Source organism: Rhodococcus sp. AC861 (assembly GCF_979256035.1).
The window spans coordinates 1015353-1034769 of record NZ_CEEDMW010000001.1 but is presented as its reverse complement, the minus strand read 5'-3'; the positions used below and the strand labels follow the sequence as shown (position 1 = coordinate 1034769).

The 19417-nt window shown below is 67.0% G+C and carries 20 protein-coding genes; 2 read left to right on the top strand and 18 right to left on the bottom strand.

What is annotated here, in order from left to right; translation table 11 throughout:
- Positions 1 to 7: 7 nt before the first annotated feature.
- The 10 genes from AC0IX4_RS04970 to AC0IX4_RS04925 form a co-directional block, all read right to left on the bottom strand.
- Positions 8 to 1078 carry a maleylacetate reductase gene (locus tag AC0IX4_RS04970; RefSeq protein ID WP_471828247.1) on the bottom strand — a complete coding sequence of 357 codons (1071 nt, stop codon included), beginning with the start codon at positions 1076 to 1078 and terminating at the stop codon, positions 8 to 10.
- Positions 1075 to 1782 carry an alpha/beta fold hydrolase gene (locus tag AC0IX4_RS04965; protein WP_042574441.1) on the bottom strand — a complete coding sequence of 236 codons (708 nt, stop codon included), beginning with the start codon at positions 1780 to 1782 and terminating at the stop codon, positions 1075 to 1077. Before AC0IX4_RS04965 ends, AC0IX4_RS04970 begins: the two co-directional genes overlap by 4 nt.
- Positions 1779 to 2576 carry an SDR family NAD(P)-dependent oxidoreductase gene (locus AC0IX4_RS04960; protein WP_056070625.1) on the bottom strand — a complete coding sequence of 266 codons (798 nt, stop codon included), beginning with the start codon at positions 2574 to 2576 and terminating at the stop codon, positions 1779 to 1781. Before AC0IX4_RS04960 ends, AC0IX4_RS04965 begins: the two co-directional genes overlap by 4 nt.
- Positions 2577 to 2626: 50 nt before the next feature.
- A complete protein-coding gene (locus AC0IX4_RS04955; RefSeq protein ID WP_056070631.1) occupies positions 2627 to 3832 on the bottom strand; it encodes a VOC family protein in 1206 nt (401 codons plus the stop codon).
- A 2-nt stretch (positions 3833 to 3834) separates the two neighbouring features.
- Positions 3835 to 4851: a fumarylacetoacetate hydrolase family protein gene (locus AC0IX4_RS04950; RefSeq protein WP_471828246.1), complete on the bottom strand. Its 1017-nt coding sequence runs from the start codon at positions 4849 to 4851 to the stop codon at positions 3835 to 3837.
- A gap of 40 nt (positions 4852 to 4891) precedes the next feature.
- Positions 4892 to 5284, bottom strand: a complete 393-nt coding sequence (locus AC0IX4_RS04945) for a nuclear transport factor 2 family protein (protein WP_471828245.1) — start codon at positions 5282 to 5284, stop codon at positions 4892 to 4894.
- Positions 5281 to 6759, bottom strand: a complete 1479-nt coding sequence (locus AC0IX4_RS04940) for an aldehyde dehydrogenase (RefSeq protein ID WP_042574436.1) — start codon at positions 6757 to 6759, stop codon at positions 5281 to 5283. Before AC0IX4_RS04940 ends, AC0IX4_RS04945 begins: the two co-directional genes overlap by 4 nt.
- Positions 6760 to 6914: 155 nt before the next feature.
- Complete coding sequence (locus AC0IX4_RS04935) at positions 6915 to 7754, bottom strand: HpcH/HpaI aldolase/citrate lyase family protein (RefSeq protein ID WP_471828244.1); 840 nt, start codon at positions 7752 to 7754, stop codon at positions 6915 to 6917.
- Position 7755: 1 nt separating this feature from the next.
- Positions 7756 to 8916: a CaiB/BaiF CoA transferase family protein gene (locus AC0IX4_RS04930; protein ID WP_471828243.1), complete on the bottom strand. Its 1161-nt coding sequence runs from the start codon at positions 8914 to 8916 to the stop codon at positions 7756 to 7758.
- Positions 8917 to 8949: 33 nt separating this feature from the next.
- Complete coding sequence (locus AC0IX4_RS04925; RefSeq protein WP_042574433.1) at positions 8950 to 10155, bottom strand: FAD-dependent oxidoreductase; 1206 nt, start codon at positions 10153 to 10155, stop codon at positions 8950 to 8952.
- A 92-nt stretch (positions 10156 to 10247) separates the two neighbouring features.
- On the opposite strand from AC0IX4_RS04925, the gene AC0IX4_RS04920 reads away from it, so the two are divergent.
- Positions 10248 to 11183: a LysR family transcriptional regulator gene (locus AC0IX4_RS04920; protein ID WP_056070646.1), complete on the top strand. Its 936-nt coding sequence runs from the start codon at positions 10248 to 10250 to the stop codon at positions 11181 to 11183.
- 5 nt (positions 11184 to 11188) lie between these two features.
- Here the strand turns inward: AC0IX4_RS04920 and AC0IX4_RS04915 are convergent, their stop codons facing one another.
- From AC0IX4_RS04915 to AC0IX4_RS04880, 8 genes are all read right to left on the bottom strand, one after another.
- The gene (locus AC0IX4_RS04915) at positions 11189 to 12394 is read right to left on the bottom strand and encodes an NAD(P)/FAD-dependent oxidoreductase (RefSeq protein ID WP_471828242.1); all 1206 of its coding nucleotides are present in this window, start codon (positions 12392 to 12394) and stop codon (positions 11189 to 11191) included.
- Entirely contained in the window at positions 12391 to 13212 is an 822-nt protein-coding gene (locus tag AC0IX4_RS04910) for an FAS1-like dehydratase domain-containing protein (protein WP_471828241.1), read from the bottom strand. Before AC0IX4_RS04910 ends, AC0IX4_RS04915 begins: the two co-directional genes overlap by 4 nt.
- Positions 13209 to 14600 carry an MmgE/PrpD family protein gene (locus tag AC0IX4_RS04905; RefSeq protein WP_471828240.1) on the bottom strand — a complete coding sequence of 464 codons (1392 nt, stop codon included), beginning with the start codon at positions 14598 to 14600 and terminating at the stop codon, positions 13209 to 13211. Before AC0IX4_RS04905 ends, AC0IX4_RS04910 begins: the two co-directional genes overlap by 4 nt.
- The gene (locus AC0IX4_RS04900; RefSeq protein WP_471828239.1) at positions 14597 to 15808 is read right to left on the bottom strand and encodes a cytochrome P450; all 1212 of its coding nucleotides are present in this window, start codon (positions 15806 to 15808) and stop codon (positions 14597 to 14599) included. The genes AC0IX4_RS04905 and AC0IX4_RS04900 overlap by 4 nt, the downstream gene beginning before the upstream one ends.
- Complete coding sequence (locus AC0IX4_RS04895) at positions 15805 to 15996, bottom strand: ferredoxin (RefSeq protein ID WP_042574547.1); 192 nt, start codon at positions 15994 to 15996, stop codon at positions 15805 to 15807. Before AC0IX4_RS04895 ends, AC0IX4_RS04900 begins: the two co-directional genes overlap by 4 nt.
- Before the next feature lie 142 nt (positions 15997 to 16138).
- A complete protein-coding gene (locus AC0IX4_RS04890; RefSeq protein ID WP_042574427.1) occupies positions 16139 to 16423 on the bottom strand; it encodes an antibiotic biosynthesis monooxygenase family protein in 285 nt (94 codons plus the stop codon).
- Positions 16420 to 16959 carry a flavin reductase family protein gene (locus tag AC0IX4_RS04885; RefSeq protein ID WP_471828238.1) on the bottom strand — a complete coding sequence of 180 codons (540 nt, stop codon included), beginning with the start codon at positions 16957 to 16959 and terminating at the stop codon, positions 16420 to 16422. The genes AC0IX4_RS04890 and AC0IX4_RS04885 overlap by 4 nt, the downstream gene beginning before the upstream one ends.
- Entirely contained in the window at positions 16956 to 18155 is a 1200-nt protein-coding gene (locus AC0IX4_RS04880; protein WP_042574426.1) for an acyl-CoA dehydrogenase family protein, read from the bottom strand. The genes AC0IX4_RS04885 and AC0IX4_RS04880 overlap by 4 nt, the downstream gene beginning before the upstream one ends.
- 281 nt (positions 18156 to 18436) lie before the next feature.
- On the opposite strand from AC0IX4_RS04880, the gene AC0IX4_RS04875 reads away from it, so the two are divergent.
- A complete protein-coding gene (locus tag AC0IX4_RS04875; RefSeq protein WP_042574425.1) occupies positions 18437 to 19378 on the top strand; it encodes an NAD(P)H-binding protein in 942 nt (313 codons plus the stop codon).
- Positions 19379 to 19417: the final 39 nt, after the last annotated feature.

Below are 19417 nucleotides of genomic sequence, written 5' to 3'. Positions count from 1 at the left end.
TTGCTCCTCAGTAGTCGCGGCGTCCCACAGGGGCACCTGCCCACGCAGCGGCGATGAGCCCGCGCAGCGTCGATGCGTCGACCGGGCGCGGAGTGGACGGTGGTACGAGTGCCGCGACCCGCGTTGCAGCATCGTCGATGCCGCCCTCCGGCATACCGAGTTCCCGCAACGATCCGACCACACCGAGCTCCTCGCGCAGGGCGAACAGGCCGGATGCGGCGTCGGGGCCGCCCACCGCGTGTGACACTCGCGACGCGGCATCCGGAGCCGTCGACGCGAACAGATCCATGACGTACGGCAGCACGACGGCGTGGGTCTGCGCATGGGCCAGATCGAAGGTACCGCCGAGCACATGGCAGATCTTGTGGTGCAGTCCACTCCCCGCCGACGCGAAGGCGACGGCGGCCAGATACGCGCCGTACAGCGTGCGTTCGAGGGCATCCAGGTCGTCTGCGTCGGCGGCGATCCCACGGAGCCCGGGAACCAGTGCCCTGATCCCCTCGGTCCCCAGCGCGGTGTTGATCGGGTCGGCGCGAGGTGCCCAGAAGCCGTCCACCGCGTGCGCAAGGGCGTTGAGTCCCGACGCCACGGCCAGGTCGGCGGGCAGCGTCGCGAACAATTCGGCGTCGTAGACGACTGTCCGAGGGAGCACCGCCGGACTCGACCCGGTGCTCTTCCGATCGCCCGCGGTCTGCCCCCACACGTCGGTCGCTTCGGATCCGGCGAATGTCGTCGGAACCGCGACGATCGGTGTCCCGGTGTCGCGAGCGACGTACTTGGCGAGTCCGGTGGCGGACCCTCCACCGATGGACACGACCACATCGACGTTCTCGCGCCGGGCGAGCGCCACGGCTGCGTCGCCGTGTTCCACGGGTACGTGCTGGACGATCTCGCCGATCCTGGCGACCACCGGGATTCGCGTCGCCACCGAGTCGGCCACCGCGGCCACCGAGGTGTCCGCGACGAGCAGAACTCGAGCGCCGGACAGTGCGGCGACCGCGGCCTCCACGTTGTCGACGACGCGACCGTGCTGGAACAGCACTCGCTGCGCGAGGGTGGTGTGGTCGAAGGCCATCATGCTCGGGCCACCGAGTCGGTCAGCGCGGCATGCCAGCGAGCGAGGTTCGCGGCGACGGATTCCGGTGCTTCGAGCGTCGACAGATGACCCACGCCGGCGAGCACGACCAGTTCGGCACCCGGAACCAAGCTGGTGACCTCACGACCCAGGTCACTCGGTGTGATGGCGTCGTCGGTGCCGGCGATCACCAGGGTGGGCACGGTGAGAGACGACAGTTCGTCCCGACGATCGTGTCGGGTCATCACGGCGACCTGCTGGGCGACGAGGACGTCCTCCCCCAGGTCGCGTGCCATCGTCGCGGCGAGATCGGCGACCTCCGGCCGACGGGGTGCTACAGCACCGGACATCGCGGTCACCGCCTCGTCGAAGCGTCCCCCGCGCACCATCTCGATGATGCGACGAGAGTTCTCCCGACGCCCGGCGTCCGCTGCGATCGCAGACGAGTTCAGCAGAGCCAGGCCGTGCACCCGCGGTGACATCCGGAGCGCTATCTCCAGGGCTACATAGCTTCCCATCGAGTTCCCCGCGACGGCGAACCGTGGGGGGCATTGCTCGAGGACGCTGTCCGCCATCGCCGAGATCGATGATCCTTCTCCGCGAACCACGATCGTCTCGATCGAGTCCGCCAGCAGGTCGGCGACGGGCTGCCAGAGACGTTCGTCCGACCCGAGTGCGGGGACGAAGACGAGCGGGAGTGCTGTCATGTCGCTGCTCCGTCGACAGCCAATATGCATCCCGAGGTGAAGCCCGCGTGCTCGGACACCAGGTAGGCCACCGCTTCGGCTATCTCCGACCCGGTTCCGGTGCGGCCCAGCGGTATCGCTGCTCGGGTGGCGGCCTGTGCATCGGCGGGGAGTGCATCGAAGATGTCCCGGACTCGACCCGCGTCCGGAAGGACCAGTCCGGGAGACACCGCGTTGACGGTGATTCCGGTGGTTCCCAGGTCCTTCGCCAACTGCTTGGTGAATCCGTTCACGGCGGCCTTCGACGCGGCATAGGGCAGACGCGCGCCGACTGTCCCCGAGGGGCCCGAGAGCCCCTTCGCCACCGCCGACGAGAAGTTGACGATACGGCCGTAGTCGTGTCGGAGCATGAGCTGCACCGCTTCTCGGCTGCAGAGGAACGCACTGGTGAGATTGTTGTCCACCACCCTGCGCCACACGTCCACCCCGAGATCCGCGAGCGAGCGCACCGGGTCCGTGCCGCTACCTCCCGCAGTGTTGACCAGGGCGTCGAGTCGGCCGAAGCGTTCGTCGATCTGCTGGAACGCCGCCACGACGGCCGCCTCGTCCGCGAGATCGGCGACGACGGTGATGACCTCGATGCCGGGGTGCAGCTCCTCGATGTGGGCTCGGGTGTTCTTCAGGCCCGTGTCCTGCAGGTCGAGGAGAGCGAGTGAGAAGCCCGCTCTCGCCAGACGTTCGGCGATCTCGGCTCCCAGGCCCTGTGCGGCGCCGCTGACGGCGGCGACGCGGGTGACGGTGGTGTGGTCGGACACGGATCTCCTATGACGTGATGTGAACGGACGGGTTCGCCGAGAAGCGGACATCAGCCGAGCGGACCCCAGAAGGTCTCGCCGCCGTATGTGTCGGACATCGGCTCCAGGGTCTCGGGCCACACGCCGGCCTCCACCACACGACGACCCGACTGCGGACGCACGGCACCGTCCCAGCCGACCTGCTCCATGTAGTAGTAGAGCTGCATGACGTGTCCGTCCGGTGACACCGCGTGCAGGACGTAGTCGATGCCGGGGTGGATCTCCGGCGGGAGGTCGACGAGCTTCACGCCCCTGCCCTCCAGGAAAGTCCGTGCGGCCCGCAACTGCTCGTACGATCCCACCTGGACACCGAAGGCGAGCAGCGTCGTCTCGTCACCCAACCCGAGGGGCTCGCGTGCCTCGACCGGGAACAGAGCGATGCTGTGATGCTCGGTGTTGGCACGCAGGAAGACCGCGCGGTGGCCGAGTACAGACGTCTCCTCGGACACGACGAGTCCCAGCGTCTCGGTGTAGAAGCGCACAGCGGCATCGAGATCGGAGACGAAGATGCTTACGGGGCCGATGCGTACGGGCTTGAACGGACGGGACAACAGCACGCCGCCCACGTCGTGCGTCTTGGGGAGAGTGTCGACCCACCGGTGTCCCGAGGTCAGGTCGATGCCTGCCTTCTCCGCATCGTCGAGCTCGGTTCCCTCCGAGCGGGTGGGCAGAGCCGGATGCTCGTTCGCCCACGGCCACATGATCTCCGGCTTGCTGACGCCGTCCCAACCGACCTGCTCGATGCCGTACTCGAGTTCGTTCGTGTGACCCGTCGGATCAGGGAAGTAGGTGTGCCAGTTGGACCCCGGATCGCGACCGTACCGGTCGACCTTCGACCCCTGCTCCTCGAGCCACAGACGCGCCTCCACGACCTCGCGCAGCGAACCGACCTGCCACGTGATCTGGTTGACCGTGATGTCGTCCCGAGCCGGGCTCTCGTTCTTGTCCACCCACGCCCGCGGCATGAGCACGAGGGTGTGATGGTCGCTGTTGTGGCGCAGGAAGTAGATGCGCGTGTCCGGGAGACCGTCGAGCCAGGGTCCCGGGTCGTACTTGTTCAGGTCGAGCATGTCGGCCACCACGAATCCGAGAAGGTCGCGGTAGAACGCCACGGCGTCACCGGTGTCGGCGACGCTGATGCCGAAGTGGTTGAGCCGACGAATCTTGAACGGGCGGTCGTACGTCACTCCGCCGACGGAGTACTTCTTCGCGGCCACGGCTAGTGCCCCTTCCGCGTTCCGGTGACGGTGTTGGTGATGGAACCCAGTGCAGCCGAGCTGATCTCGACGACGTCGCCGGGGCTCAGGAACTTGGAGTCGTCGTCGAAGCCGCCGTCCGCGTTCTTGGTGCTCGAGTCGACTGCGGTGCCCTTCGGGGTGCCGCCGCTGATGAGATCTCCCGGGAACAGGGTGGAGTCACGGGAGAGGTACTCCCCCAACGCGGCAAACGAGTGGATCATGGATTTGGTACTACCGCTCTGCCGGACCTCACCGTTGACGCGTGCCTCGACGGGAATGTCCTGCGCATCCAGTCCCTCGTCGACGACGATCCACGGACCGACGCTCGCTGCACCGTCGAAGTTCTTCGAGTACTGGAAGTCCGGGCCGAAGGAGATGTTGTCTCGGATCGACCAGTCGTTGACCAGGGTGTAGCCGTAGATGTACCGGTCGAAATCCGCTGCGGCGATGTCCTTCCCGCGCCGACCCAGGACCACGGCGACCTCGGCCTCGTAGTCCAGCAAGTCGGTGCGGGCGGGGTAGGACAGATCGTCACCGTCCGCGGACACCACTCGGGGATCCTTGATGAAGTACTTTGGCCCACCCGACACCAATCTGTCGAGGGTCGCCTTGTCGGTTCCACTCGACGTGTTGTCCGCTGCCGCCTGCATGTGGTCCGCGAAGTTGGCCAGCGCGGCGAAGATGCGCGACGGGCTCTCGATCGGCGCGTGCAGCGTGACCTCGCCGAGGTCGAATACCAGTTGCTCCCCGTCGACTCCCCTCGTATCAGGTCGCTCGGCGAGGTGATCTAGTGCCGCGCGGGCACCGGCCAACGCGCTGTCCCCCTGCTCGATGAACGAATTCAGGTCCGACGGGACTTCGTGATCCGCTCGTGCCGATGCCCGTGGGCTCGGCTCCTTCTCCGTCAGGTAGGCGATATAGGCCGCATGGAGGTCGACGACGGTCCCGTCGACGACGGCTCCCACGCGGCGGTGCGGTCCGAAAACTGCGATCTTCATGAATCTCCCTGTAGTGGTGAGTGAGTCAGTGGTGACCGAGTCACGTCGTCGGTGCGGACGGATCGACCCCGACGTCGTCGAGCAGGCGCCCTCCGGCGGGTGTGAGGCTGTAGATCGCCAGAGAGGTGATCAGTCCGTCGCGCACCGTGAAGAAGTCACCGAGAACGACGACGTTGCCGTTCACGTCGAGGTCGATCTCCACGGCGACGTCGTCACCGTCGACCAGCAGGCGACGCGGGGACGGACGCATCATGGTGGTGCCGTTCAGCCCACCCTCGTACATCCGCCCGATAGCTGCGGATCCGGTGAGGGTGCCGGCGGCGTTGCTCAGTACCGCGTCGGGTGCGAAGAGTGCGGTGACCGCGCCGGCATCACCGGCGGTGACCCCGGCGAAGTATGCGGTCACGACATCGGCCGGCGACTGGCCGCTCATGCGTCGAGGTAGCGCGTCGAAGCGTAGACCGACTGGTACTCCAGGTACGCGTTGATCCCCTCGGGACCGAGTTCGCGTCCGAGGCCGGAATCCTTGAACCCGCCGAACGGTGCACCCAGATCCAGTGTGTAGTAGTTCAAACCGATCGTCCCGGTGCGCACCTGACGGGCTACCGCCAACGCCCGGTCTTCGTCGGCGCTCCACACCGAACCGCCCAGCCCGTAGTTGCTGTCGTTGGCCATCCGAACGGCGTCGGCGTCGTCCTCGAACGGGATCAGTGCCATCACGGGGCCGAACACCTCTTCCCGCGCCAGGCGATCGCCGTTGTCGACGTCCGCGAAGACCGTCGGCTGCACGAACCAGCCGCGATCGAGATGCGCAGGGCGCTCGCCGCCCGCGACGAGGCGTGCACCGGAGTTCTTGGCGATGTCGATGTACCCCAACACCTTGTCGCGATGGCCGCTGGTAGCCATCGGGCCCATCGTGGTGGCGGCGTCCAGGGGATCACCGAGCACGTAGGAATCGGCGAAGTGTCCGATGGCCTCGACGACCTCCTCGTACCGCGACCGGGCGACGAGGATCCGCGACTGTGTGGTGCAGGTCTGGCTGTTGTTGAGGAACGACGCGTTGTCCAGACCCGCGAGCACCGTGTCGATGTCGGCGTCCTCGAGGACGATCGCGGCGGACTTGCCACCGAGCTCCAGCGTCGACCGCCGAAGCAGTCGTCCGCACTCCTGACCGATGATGCGTCCGGCCTCGGTGGAACCGGTGAACGCGATCTTGTCGACCAGCGGGTGCGACACCAGTGCGGCACCCGCGTCACGGTCGCCCAGGACGATGTTCAGGACACCCGCCGGGAGGCCGGCCTCGAGGGCCGCATCGGCGAAAACATAGGAATCCAGGGCAGTTTCGGGCGAGGGCTTGAGAACGACGGTGCATCCTGCGGCCAGAGCGGGCGCGATCTTGAACATCGCGAGCGCCTGCGGGAAGTTCCACGGCGCGATCGCGCCGACAACACCGACAGGGAGACGACGGACGATGGTCGAACCCGCCTGGCTCGGTCGCACCGACTCGAGCGGAAGCGCCTCCACGATGTCGGCGTACATCCGCAGCAACGCTCCGGGCGCACCGCCGTTGAGTGCGTGCGACAGACCGAGAATCATGCCGTTCTCGCGGCTGACCAGGGTGGCCGTGTCTCCGGCTCGCGCGTCCAGGGCGTCGGCGAAGGCGCGCAACACGGTGGCGCGCTCGGCCGCGGTGGTGCGGCCCCACGGGCCTTCGTCCAGTGCCCGACGGGCCGCGCGGACGGCGCGATCGATGTCGGCCTCGCCGGCGAGAGCAGCGACGCCGAGGCGTTCACCGGTGGCTGCTTCGATCTGGTCCCGCAGCTCGATCCGCACGGGATCGACCCACTCGCCGTCGATGAAGAAGCGGGTGCGATCCAGACTGCTCGGCCTGTCGACGGTGACGGACATCAGGGATTCTCCTCGGTACTCGGAACGAAGGGCGACGACCGTGGAGTGAGACTCCGGTCACTGTCCAGTCTGTGCGCCGGCACACAGTCGCTGCAATGCCAGGATGTTCCCGGCCACCATGCTTGCGGCGTATCACTGCAGTTCCGGCGCTCGCGCTATCCGGCCGAAGACGGCGCGGAAGCCACGCCGGCGGAGTGCAGGACGCGGTGAGCGCGAGCAAGCACTGGCGCGTCCACCATGAACCCGTCGACCTTCACGGCAGCCCCCGACAGGGCAACCGCGACGATCCTGCGCGCGGTCTCCACCTGATCGTCGGAGGGCGCGAACGCGCGCCTGGCCGGGTCGACCTGCGACGGATGAATCAAGAGTTTGCCGCCCATACCCATCTCCTGCGCATGCCTGATGTCGTCGGTGAGAGCACTCACGTCGCCGAGCGCTGTGGTGACTCCGTCGATCGGCGGGGGCTTGCCGCCCACTCTCGATGCCAGGACCAACCGGGACCGGGCGTGCATCATCGCCGCCCGAGACGGTTCGGCGCCGAGATCGACGGCGTAGTCCAGGTGGCCGAACGCCAGCCGCGCCACGTCCGGGTCGCGCGCGAGAGCAGCCGCGCAGTCCAGGCCCGCGGCCGTCTCGACCAGCGCGACGGCCTGTCCGCGCACGCTCCGCTCGATTCCGGCCCAGTCCACGGTGACGTCCGCCTTCGGAACCATCACGCTGCACAGGCCCGCAACGTCGGACAGAGCTTCGATGTCGTCGTGGTGATGATCGCTCGTGACGGCATTGACCCGGACACAGCCGATTCCGCCCTCCGACAGCCAGCGCACCACGTGTGTGCGCGCTGCGGCTTTCGCCTCCTCTGCCACGGCGTCCTCGAGATCGAGGATGACCATGTCGGCGCCGGCGCGCGCGGCTTTGTCGAACCGCTCGGGGCGATCTCCGGGAACGAAGAGGAATATGGAGGCGTGGTCGACCGACGGTCGATCGGGCCTCACGTCACGCACCGGTTGCGACCGGTGACGCGATGCCGAACTCCGCGAGCACGGCGTCGGTGTGCTGGCCCACCTCGGGAATTGCGCCCATGACCGGCGCCGCGTCCGACATCGTGACCGGCGGTACCAGCGCACGCAGCGGGCCGGCCGGCGAATCGTAGGTCCGCCACCGATCTCGGGCGGCGAGCTGCGGGTGCGCCGCAAGGCCGTCCATCGTACGCAGCAGCGCGTTCGCGATACCCGCCTGCTCCAATTTCTCCGCCACCGATTCCGCTGTGTCGGAGTTGAAGACGGCCTCGATAGCACTGCGCAACTCGGCGTTGTTCTCGACCCGGCTCGAGTTGCGGAGGAACCGCGGGTCGTGTGCCAGCGCCGGGGTGTCGAGGATGACGTCGCAGAACGTCGCCCATTCGCGCTCGTTCTGGATACCCAGGAATACCTCGTTCGCGTCCCCACAGGTGAAGGGCCCGTACGGGGCGATCGCCGCGTGCCTGGCGCCGGTCCTCGACGGAGATGTTCCGCCGTACATGGCGTAGTTGAGGGGGAACCCCATCCACTCGGCGAGCGCTTCGAGCATGGACACCTCGATGGTGGCGCCCTCACCTGTGCGGTCGCGGCGGATCACCGCGGTCAGGACGCCGGAGTAGGCGTACATCCCGGATGCTATGTCCGCGATGGAGATTCCGACTTTCGACGGCTCGTCCTGCGTTCCGGTGATCGAGACGAGACCGGCCTCGCACTGCACGAGCAGGTCGTACGCCTTCTTCGACGAGTACGGTCCGCCGCGTCCGTACCCGGAGATCGAGACGTGGATGAGCCGGGGGTGGCGGGCACGCAGATCCTCGGCACCGAGCCCCAGCCGCTCGGCAGCACCCGGGGCGAGGTTCTGCACGAAGATGTCGGCCTGACCGACGAGCGCGTGGACCGCCGCACGCCCCTCGTCCGACTTGAGGTCGAGCGCCACGGATTCCTTCGAACGATTCAGCCACACGAAGTGACTGGCCAGCCCGTGCACGGTCTCGTCGTAGCCACGGGCGAAGTCGCCCACGCCGGGTCGCTCGATCTTGATGACGCGGGCGCCGAGATCAGCGAGCTGCCGCGTGGCGAAGGGCGCCGCGACGGCCTGTTCCAGCGACACGATCGTGAGTCCGTCGAGAGGATTCATGGTGGTACACCTTCGTTTCGGGTGGTGGTCGCGCTACACGGAGAGCAGCGACGGACTTTCGAGGGTCTTGGTGAAATACAGGACGTCGGCCGCGAACTCGCGGTCCCGCGACATCCGGCGGAACATGTCCAGATCCCGATCTCGCTGCACGGGATCGGACGAGTGGAACAGCAGCTTCTTGTTCGACGATGCGCGCGGACTCGCCTTGTCGACGAAGGCCGACCGTCGTTGTCGCGCATACTCGTCGAGAACGTCGTCGCTCGCTCGACCGGTGACGACAGCACCCAGACCTTCGATGAGCGAGTAGGCGTCGAACAGGCCCATGGTCAGTCCGAGTCCACCCGTCGGGTTCGTCGCGTGCGCGGCGTCACCGGCGAGCAATACCCGGCCCACCCGGAAGGCGGATGCGGCGCGTTGATGCATCCGGTACGGGGACGTGGCGACGACCTCGATCCGGTCGGCCACCTCGTGCCCGAACACCGCGGACAGGAAGCGTGGCATGCGGTCGTCGATCGAATCCGCGGGAAGATCCGCGTCCTCCATGTACGTGTACCGCCACAGCCCGTGATCACCCGACTCGTCGATCTTGGCGATGATCGCGCCGTACACGTCGTCGAGGTAGAAGGTGGACTGCGCCCATCCCTCACGGTCGTCGGGGAAGCGAATGTTGGTGGCGACGAACCGTTCCGGCCATGTCATACCCTCGAACTCGAGTCCCGACAGTCGCCGGACGGCCGATCCGGCCCCGTCGGCACCGACGAGCCACTCCGAGCGCAGGACTTCCTCCGAGTCGGCACCGCGCACCGTGACGTTCACTCCGGTCGCGTCCTGCTCGATCGCGGTGACCTCGTGGCCCCACAGCACCCGGACGTTGTCGAAGGCCTCGAGTCTGCCGAGCACGACCGCGGCGAGGGCGCCCTGACCGAGGTGCAGGTTGTGGGGTCTCTCGACCTTCCCGTCGAGCGCCGCGAGTCCGTACGAGATGATCTCGCCGGTGGCACGGACTCGATAGGCGTAGTCCTGCTTGAAGAATCCGGCACGACCGGCGTCGTCGAGGAGATCGAGTCGCGCCAAGCCGTCCAGGGTGGACCAGTGGTACACGATGGCCCGCGGTGTGTCCTGCAGACCCGGCGCCCGCTCGACGACCGTGACCGTGACGCCCTGTCGAGCCAGGCCGAGGGCGGTCAGGAGCCCCGTCGGGCCGGCCCCGATCACTGTCACCTGCTGATCTTCGGACACTGTTCCTCCATCACTCGCCTGGTTGTTCACGATCCTGCACTCGTCCCCGAAAGGCCAATACCATTGCGGTGGCCCTGCCATACACTCGGCGCATGGACATCCGGAGCGTCACTTACTTTCTCGCCGTTGCGGATGCCGGATCCATCACCGAGGCGGCACGTATCCTGCATCTGTCGCAGCCCCCGCTCAGCTCTGCGATGACCAAACTGGAGTCCGAGCTCGCCGTCCGGCTTCTCGAGCGCCATCCGCGCGGCGTGACCCTCACCGACGCCGGGCGCTACCTGCAGAACGCGGGCAGGCGACTCGTGGCCGAGGAGCAGCGCATCACGGCGGCGCTCAGGTCCATGGGGCAGGGATTGGACGGCGAACTCCGTATCGGCGCGGAACCGATCGGGTTGTGGCACATGGTCAACAGCGCGGTATCCGACTTCCTGGCAGAGTATCCGCGCATCACGTTCGAACTCGCCGACGCCAATCCTCTGGTTCTGCTCGAGAACCTGGCGGACGGCTACCTCGATCTTGCCGTCGTTCCCGTCCTGGTGGAAGAACCACTGCCCACGGTGAACGACGTCGCCTTCGACACGACGATCATCGCGCACTCGCCACTGACGCTGGTGGTGTCGGGGTCGTCGCCCCTCGCCGCACGGAAGCGGGTTGCTCTCGAGGAACTGCGGGGCGAGCGGTGGATACTTCCGTCCCGGGTGCCAGGGGCACGTAGCCTGTCCCGACTGATCGACGACAGATTCGCCGCCGTCGGCGGCAGCCCGGAGTCGGTCGTATCCGTCCCCACCGTCGAGACCGCAGCAGGTCTCGTCGCCGCAGGCGTAGGAATCTCCGTCATCAGTACCGTTCTGGCAGAGCATCATCCGGGCGTGGTGGCGGTCGAGGTGCAGGGTGGCTGGCCGGATCTGCCGCTCGGCGTCGTGACCCGGAGGGGAGGCGTCATCACCCCTGTCGCCGCACAGTTCGTCGATGTACTTCATCGCCGCGGCGACGGCAGTTCGGCGGCGCAGCCGTCGACGGACTGACACGGTCAGGCTCCGACGGACAGGATGTCGCGGGCCGCACCGACCGTCGTCTCACGACGGAGCATCGCCCGGATCTTCACGAACTCGGCGCGCCGCTCGAACGCCAGCACACCGTGGAGCGTGTCGCCGCCGGCGTACAGGTACAGGGATCCGCCCGGACCCGGGCACTCGACGATCTCCTCGTCACCTCGGATGAATCCCGAGAACTGGATGCGGACACCGTGCTGATCGGACCAGAAGTAGGGCACGGTGACACAGTCGATCGGGGCCAGACCCGTCACGGCGTTGGCCGCGTTGATTCCGGCCGCGCGGCCCTGCTCGGCCGCGTTGGTCCAGTGCTCGATGCGCATCGTCGCACCGAATCGCTCGTTGGGCCAGGTGACCACGTCGCCGGCCGCGTACACACCGTCCGCCGCACGCAGCGTCGAGTCGCACACCACACCGTTGTCCAGCGTCAGTCCTGAGTTCTCCATCCACCCGGTGGACGGTCGCACACCGATGCCGAGAAGGATGACGTCGGCCGGGACGGTGGCACCGCTGGCCAGGCGGAGCACTCTGCCGGCCTCGGCGTCCTCCACTCCGGTCACCGCGTCCCCGAGTACGAGTGTCACACCGGAATCTCGATGCAGCGCCGCGTATTCGGAAGCCACCGGGTCCCCGAACCGGCCCAGAGGTTTCGTAGCGAGATCGACGATGGTGACGGGTCGTCCGACCGTCGCCAGCGTGGCGGCGAATTCCCCACCGATGAAGCCGGCCCCGATGACGGCCACCGACTTTCGTCGATCCGCCACCGCGGCGCGGAGGGCGACAGCGTCCTGGAAGCGCCTCAGCACGAACACGTCGGGGAGCTGTCGGAACATCGGCGGAAAGATCGGTTCGCATCCGGTGGCCAGAATCGCTGCGCCGTACGTGATGTCACCGGCGGTCGTGGAGACCGTGCGGTCCTCGACATCGAGAGAGGTGACTCGGGTATCCGTCACGAACTCCACTCCGTGCTCGCGTAGACCTGCGACGGAGGGGTAGGTCAATGCCGAGAGGTCGAGGGTGCCGTCGAGTGCGGTCTTCGACAGTGGTGGCCGCTCGTACGGAAGGTGCGGCTCGTCGCTGACCATCGTCACTCGAATCGCAGGCGCGTGCCGCGAGATCGCCTCGGCCGCACGGACCGCAGCCACGGACCCGCCCACGATCAGAACGTCGGTCTCGGCGCTCATCGCTGCGGCCCGTCGGACAGCGTGCCCACCGCGCACACGACACCCGCGGCGCTGCGCGCTTCGGCGCCGACCTGGAGACCGTCGGCATCGGGGGTCACGGTGACTGTCTGCGGCCGCGTCATCGGTGAGACCAGTCGGTACCCGAACGTCCGGTTCAGCAGCGAGATTCCCTGGCGACGCATGTGATCGGCCATCAGGAACGCGAGCAGTGGTCCGTGGATCACCAGCCCGTCGTATCCCTCTCGGCGGCACCAGTCGAGGTCGTAGTGAATGCGGTGCGCGTTGTAGGTCAACGCCGAGAATCGGAACAGCAGCGCCTCGTTCACCGTGAGGGACAGCGACGGCTCACGCAGCGGATCGACCGCAGGAGCGGGTGTCGGAAGGGGCGCAGAACCACCCTCCCGGTAGACGATGTCCTGTTCCTCGCGGATGACCAGTGCGCCGTTCTGCGTGATCTCCTGGAGCACGGTGGTGAGCGTCAGCGCGCCGGTTCGGCCGACCTTGTCCACCGACTTCGCGATGGAGGTCACCTTCGTCGCGGACTCGCCGATCCGCAGTTCCCCGAAGGTCGTCACGCGACCTCCTCCGAACATGCGTCGGCGACCACCACCGGGCGGTGCCGGGATCCCCGTCAGCGGGTGTCCGTCTTCACCCAGGTCTGCATGCGGGTCACGAGGAAGCAGGTGCAGCCAGTGCCAGATCGGCGGCACGGTGTCACCGAGTGCGTGGGGAACGTCGATGTCGAGAAGGGCGGCCATCGACTCGACCGGTTCGGCCGAGATCACCTCGGTCCGCGCGATCGTCTCGGGCGTGGTCATGATGTGGGTACCCTTTCGGCCGCCAGCACGGCGAGGAGTTCGGTGAGGTAGGGAGCGTCGTCGAGGTTCTCCACGGCAGTGACCAGGCGAGACGCAATGTCCCCGCCCAGTGGGCGGAGCACCGACGTAGCCTTGGCGACGACCTCGTCGTGGGAGAGCGGGCGCACCGCGGATCCGCTTGCGTTGGTGGGGTTTCCGGCGTCCACGGTGATCGTCTCGCCGTCGGTGAGCACGAAGGACAGCCGAGGACCGTCCTCGATCTCGATGGAGTCGTCCACCTCCATCGAGATCGCCGTCAGAAGATCGGCGATCCGTGCCTCGCCGTGACGGGGCGGGTCGTAGTCGGCAAGCCCGAGGTCGCTGCCACACAGCGCGAGAGCGACAGCGTAAGGAAGGCTGAACTGGGCGTCGAAGACGTTCTCGATCGGCGAGACCGACAGCATGTTCACCGCGGTGGTGCCGGCGGTGATCGTCACCGACCGGACGTTCTCCGGAGTGAGGCCGCGTTCGGCGATCAACCTCCGCACCGCGTCGACGGCGGAGTGGCTCCCGCGGCAGCACGCGTACGGCTTGAGATAGGAGGTCGCGACGTTGAAGTCGACACCCAGATCCCGCAGTGCGCGCTCGGGATGGCCGATCCCGTCGGCGAGAACCGAGTGCAGGCCGCCCCACTCGGCTTCGAAGATGCGCCGAGGTCCGGTGATGCCTCCGACGGCCAGGACCGCGGCGTCGACGCCGGTCTCACCGGCCTTGCCCGGGTGGATACGTTTCGTCAGCGCACCGTCGTCGATGAACGCCCACACACCTCCGGTGAACGATCCCGCGATCCCGAGAGCGTCGGCATAGGCTCCGCGGTCGGCGCCGAGAAGCGACGCCGCCGCTGCGGCTGCGCCGAGGCTGCCCATCGTGCCGCTGGTGTGCCAGCCGCGATCGGTGTGCGCGGCGAAACCACCGAGCGATTGCAGTGCGCGATACCCCACGTCGTAACCCGCGACGACCGCGGTGATCACCTGTCGCCCGGTCGATCCGGCATGTTCACCGACGGCCAGTGCGGCAGGTAGCACCGTCGAGCCGGCGTGGCCCGCGCCGCCACCGTCGTCGAAATCGCGGGCATGCGCCGACGTACCGTTGACCAGGGCGGCGTGCGCGGGGGTGAACCGGTGTCCGGTCCCCCAGACGACGGATCCCGTGGGCGAGGACGAGAACGACACGGACGCGTCGATCACGGCCGTCACCTCGGGTGTGCTCGCACCCACGAGCGCGACGGCCAGCGTGTCGAGGATGTGGTCCTTGACGGCGTCGACGACATCGCGCGGGAGATCGTCGTACGTCGTGTCTGCCCACTGCGCCGCAAGGTGTTCGGTGATCGTCTGCGCTGCCGCGGTCACGGCGTGGCCTCCGCGACAGATCGGCCGGCGCGTGCGGGTCCGAGGTCGACGGCGAGCGAGTCGACGAGCCAGCGTCCGCCGGCATGTCCGATGCGTGTCCCCTCGTCGACCACCGTCGCATCGGGGTAGCGGTCGAGCAGGAAGCCCACCACCTCCTCCATCTCCACCTTGGCAAGGCTCTGTCCGAGGCATCCGTGCAGACCTGTACTGAAGGTCAGTGGTTGCACGCGTTCACGATCGATGTCGAAGGCATCCGGGTTCGGAAAGCGTTCGGGATCGCGATTGGCCGACCACACCGCGACATGGACATCGGATCCGGCCGGGACGGTCGTGCCGGCGATGTCGATGTCCTCGGATGCGATCTTGCTGACGATGCCGGGACGGGGGTAGAGCCGGCATGCCTCGACGACCGCGGCAGGAATCAGGGATCGGTCCTCCTGCAAGCGCTTCCACGTCTCCCGCTCCCGCAGGAGTGTCCACACGACGAGAGCAGTCTGGTGGGAGGTGTTCACCGAACTGGCCTCGAGCATCGCCGTCGCCTCGCTCAGCAACTCCTCGGCATCGAGCTTTCCCTCGATCTCCTGGCCGATGAGGAACGAGAGCATGTCGTTGCCCAGTCCCTGTTCGCGCTTGCGTGCAATGAGCGAGGTCAGGTATGCGAACAGTTCGTCGTAGGACTGCAAGATCGAGTCCTTCAGACTCGGATCTCGTTGCAGCAGCGCGAGAGTGCCCGCGGACAACCTGGCGACCAGAGGTGCGTCCTCGGCGGGCGCTCCGGCGAGGAGGCAGTAGACCCGCGCCGGGATCTTCCGCGCCACGGTCTCGTTGAAGTCGACCGGGCCGTCGGACCGGCCACCCGGATCGATGTCCGCGAGGATTGTGCGGAGTTCGACGCGAATGTCCTCGACCATCGTCGGGCCCATGAATCGGGCGAGCGGGGTCCGCAGCCGAATGTGCCGTGCGCCCTCGGCCATGATGAGGCTGCGGGCCCGGAAATCGTGGACCGGACCGTCGGTGATGCCGAACTGTTCCATGAGCGTCAGCGCAGCGTTGACGAAGCGCATGTCGCGCAGAACGGTGGTCGCGAGCGCGAAGTCGAGGACGGCGTATCCGTACTCGCCGCGGATGACCGACTGGCCATCGGCTGCGCCACCGGAATGGGTGGGCGAATCGGGTGCGAACGGATCCAGAGCGTGTGAGGTCGTCATGAGCGCGAGATCGCTCCCATCGGGCAGCAGAGAATCGCTTCGTCGAGGTCCTGGTCTCGATCGTCCGGCACGGACTCTGCGAGCTGGACCAACAATCCGTCGTCGCCGATACGGAACACGTCGGGCATCAGCGCGGCACACGTGCCGTTGGCATCACATCGGGCGAAATCAACAGTGACGTCGATCATGGCGAACATCCTCACTCGGTCGAAAATTTATGGCGTGGAACACAGTCTTCGCCGGCTCCAACCATTTGACAAATATCAATAAAGCGCCCCTGCCATAGCGTGAAAATATGGCAGGGGCGCGAGTAGCCGAGTGGCTCATGACTCAGCAGCAGTAGTGCGTCACCCGCGGCATCTCTGCGCAGAGCGGCTCCAGGATGCGGCGCACACGAGCGCCGGACTCCGAACCTGCGAACGTCTCGGTGTGGTCCTCGAGCCGTGCCCACCGCGCGGTCAGCAGGTACGTGTCCTGACGATCGACGCTGGCGGCGAGCGCCGCGTCGGAGCATCCCGGTGCGGCCAGCAGCAGAGTGCGGATCTCGTCGAACCCGCTCTCGAGGTCGCCGGCACACCCCTCCCTGACCCGGATCTCCACGTGCTCGGCGATCATCGGTCGACACCTCGGTCCGCGATGGCCGACATGTCCACGAAACCACCTCGCAGAAAGATCAATGGTTCGTCGGGACGCTGCTGCGCGATGGCTTCCACTCGACCCACCACGTGCAGGTGATCACCGATGCGGTCCACCGAGTGCGGACTGCAGTCGATCGAGACGATGGCGTCGGACAACCAGGGCACACCGTGTCCGGACGGACTCCACTCGACCCCCAGGAAGCGTTCGGCGCCCCGTCGGGCGAACGCGCGACAGAGATCGCCGGCGTGAGCACCGAGAACGTTGATCCCGAAGTGGTCCGCCTCGGCCAGGACCGGCCAGGTAGTCGAACCCAGATCGACGTAGAAGGCGACCAGGGGCGGGTCGAGCGACACCGAGGTGAAGGTTCCGACGGTCATACCCGCCGGACCGTTCTCGGTCATCGCGGTGATCACCGAGACGCTCGTGGGCACGTGGCTCAGAACGTGACGGTAGTCCTCGGCATTCGCCTGACCTGCGAACGTCTGCGCCACGGCGGCGGTCACCGTCCTCACAAGCCGATCGTCGGATCGTAGTTGCCGAGAAGCTGACGGCCGTAGGCCTCGCGGCCGATCTCGGGCGTCACCAGCGCGTGCCGCGCAGCCGTCTCGCTGTCGCGCCAGACGCGGCCGAGGACGTTGACGTCGGCGAACGAGCCGGCGCCGTTGGCGGTGAGCAGGTAGTCGATCTCTTCCTTGACCAACTCGGCGACCACGCCGGTGTCGTTGCGGATGCGCGCAAGAATTTCCGGATTCGGCAGCTCGTGCTTTTCTGCGGCGCCATCGATGTCCGCCGCCATCGCGTCGAGCAGCAGCTCGGCGAGACGGAGCTTGGTGGCAGCGCGCGCCACACCCAGCTGGTGGGTCGGCGAGTCCTTTGCCTGGCCGTACGCGGTGTAGGCAACGGGCTTCTTCGGCAGCTTCTCACGGGTGAGCTCGAGGGCGTGACGGCCCAGACCGATCTGAGGCGCGACGAGGATGCCTGCCGCGACCGCGTTGAACGGCATCGAGGCGACGTGCTCCTCGGTGAACGGTGAGCGGAACTTGGACGAGAACATGTCGGCGACCGGCTGGACGCGGTATTCCGGCACGAAATGATCCTTGACCACGATGGTGTCGCTACCGGTTCCCTGCATGCCTGCGACGAACCAGGTGGGCTCGATGGTGAACGCCTCGGCGGGGATCAATGCCATACCGGGTGCGCCACCTTCGAGAGTGATGGTGAGGCTCGCCCACTGGGCCGCGAACGAACCGGAGGCATACGGCCACTTGCCGCTCACCAGATATCCGCCCTCGACCTTCTCGCTCTTGTCACCCGGGGAGAAGATCCCGCAGATGCGCGCACCGGGGTTCGCACCGAAGACATCGTCCTGCGCCTGGGTGGTGTTGGTGGCTCCGTAGGCCGTCGCGAGCAGAGTGAGCGCCGTGACCCAGCCGGTCGATCCGTCGCCGCGGGCGATCTCGGCGACCACGTCGCACGCTGTCTTGAACGTCGCACCCTGTCCACCCCAACGCTTGGGGACCATCACATGGAACAAGCCGGCCGAGGCGATCGCATCGATCACCTCGGGCGAGACCTTGCGATTCTTCGTGGCGTCGGCGGCGTGTTCGCGAATGAGCGGGATCAGCGCGGTGGCGCGTGCCACCAGCTCTGCGTCCGATACGCCGGCGGTGTCGAGATCTGCGAGCTCGGGGGTGGCGAAGGCGGTCATGTCGGGTCTCTTTCGTTCGGGAGGACGTGTCCGTCGGGTTCGGTGACCCCGATCACGTCTGGCTTCCCCAGCATGCGACGCCCGTCAGAACGCTGCAACGCCGAAATGTTGGGCGGGACCATGCATCCGACACATGCCACACGATGCTCGGCGTGCATGGTCGACCACATGATTCTGGTGGTGGACCGGACACGTGGACCGATGGTCGTATGTAGCGCACGTCACAACATCGGACGCGGTTGCGGTGCGACACAGTCCCATCGCCCACACAAGGAGTGCATATGAGTCGAATCATCATCAGCGGAGCCTCGGGCGATCTGGGGAGGAGAGTGACGCGCCTGCTCCTCGACGCCGACCCCGATCGCGAGCTCATCCTGACCACCCGCACCCCCGAGAAGCTCGCGGACTTCGCCTCGGACACCGTGCAGATCCGGCACAGCGATTACCAGTACCCGCCGACGGTTCGGGAGGCCTACGTGGGTGGGGACGTGCTCTTCCTCATCAGCGGCCTCAACCTCGGGAGGCGAGTGTCGGAACATCGCGCCGCGATTGCCGCCGCTCAGCACGCCGGTGTGGGCCACATCGTCTACACCTCGGTCGGCGGCGTGCAGCCGGGCAACCCCGCGCTGTCGGCCATCGATCATCTGCAGACAGAAGCCGATCTGCGGGAGTCCGGCATCACGTACACCTTCATGCGGAATCACCTGTATGCGGAGATCGTCAGCAACATTCTCGTCGCACCGGCAGTACCGTCGGGCGTCCTGTCCCAGGCCACCGGAGACGGAATGTTCGCTCCGGTCGCCAAGGAGGATGTCGCACGCTGCGCCGCGCAATGCCTGATGCACCCGGCGGCGCATGCCGGACGGATCTACGAGATCACCGGTCCCGAGCTACTCGACTTCCACCGGATCGCGGCCATGGCCTCGCACGTGCATTCGTCTCCGGTCGAGTACAAGCCGGTCTCCGAGGAGGAGCGACTGGCATTCTTCGACGCGGTCGGAATCCCGCGCACGTACGACCCGAGCATGCCCCCCAGCCCGGACGGCCACCTGTGGGCCAGCGACGAGCTCGTCTCCGCGGAAGTCGGTCTCGCCCAGGGATATCAAGCTCTCCAAAGCTTGCACGTGCAGCAGATCACCGGACGCGCGCCGGAGCCGCTCGCCTCGGTGATGGAGCGAGTTCGCGAAGTCCGTTACGACAAGATCGACGCCACTGTAGCGTGACCGATCTTCCGCCGGGGGTGGCCGCGTGTCACAGCGGCC

What these genes read in the sequence shown, in the direction of transcription:
- AC0IX4_RS04940 (WP_042574436.1), bottom strand. Translation starts at nt 6,759, where the DNA reads ATGTCCGTCACCGTCGACAGGCCGAGCAGTCTGGATCGCACCCGCTTC.
- AC0IX4_RS04880 (WP_042574426.1), bottom strand. Translation starts at nt 18,155, where the DNA reads ATGACCGCCTTCGCCACCCCCGAGCTCGCAGATCTCGACACCGCCGGC.
- AC0IX4_RS04920 (WP_056070646.1), top strand. Translation starts at nt 10,248, where the DNA reads ATGGACATCCGGAGCGTCACTTACTTTCTCGCCGTTGCGGATGCCGGA.
- AC0IX4_RS04895 (WP_042574547.1), bottom strand. Translation starts at nt 15,996, where the DNA reads ATGATCGACGTCACTGTTGATTTCGCCCGATGTGATGCCAACGGCACG.
- AC0IX4_RS04890 (WP_042574427.1), bottom strand. Translation starts at nt 16,423, where the DNA reads ATGATCGCCGAGCACGTGGAGATCCGGGTCAGGGAGGGGTGTGCCGGC.
- AC0IX4_RS04965 (WP_042574441.1), bottom strand. Translation starts at nt 1,782, where the DNA reads ATGACAGCACTCCCGCTCGTCTTCGTCCCCGCACTCGGGTCGGACGAA.
- AC0IX4_RS04970 (WP_471828247.1), bottom strand. Translation starts at nt 1,078, where the DNA reads ATGATGGCCTTCGACCACACCACCCTCGCGCAGCGAGTGCTGTTCCAG.
- AC0IX4_RS04950 (WP_471828246.1), bottom strand. Translation starts at nt 4,851, where the DNA reads ATGAAGATCGCAGTTTTCGGACCGCACCGCCGCGTGGGAGCCGTCGTC.
- AC0IX4_RS04915 (WP_471828242.1), bottom strand. Translation starts at nt 12,394, where the DNA reads ATGAGCGCCGAGACCGACGTTCTGATCGTGGGCGGGTCCGTGGCTGCG.
- AC0IX4_RS04930 (WP_471828243.1), bottom strand. Translation starts at nt 8,916, where the DNA reads ATGAATCCTCTCGACGGACTCACGATCGTGTCGCTGGAACAGGCCGTC.
- AC0IX4_RS04900 (WP_471828239.1), bottom strand. Translation starts at nt 15,808, where the DNA reads ATGACGACCTCACACGCTCTGGATCCGTTCGCACCCGATTCGCCCACC.
- AC0IX4_RS04875 (WP_042574425.1), top strand. Translation starts at nt 18,437, where the DNA reads ATGAGTCGAATCATCATCAGCGGAGCCTCGGGCGATCTGGGGAGGAGA.
- AC0IX4_RS04945 (WP_471828245.1), bottom strand. Translation starts at nt 5,284, where the DNA reads ATGAGCGGCCAGTCGCCGGCCGATGTCGTGACCGCATACTTCGCCGGG.
- AC0IX4_RS04910 (WP_471828241.1), bottom strand. Translation starts at nt 13,212, where the DNA reads ATGACCACGCCCGAGACGATCGCGCGGACCGAGGTGATCTCGGCCGAA.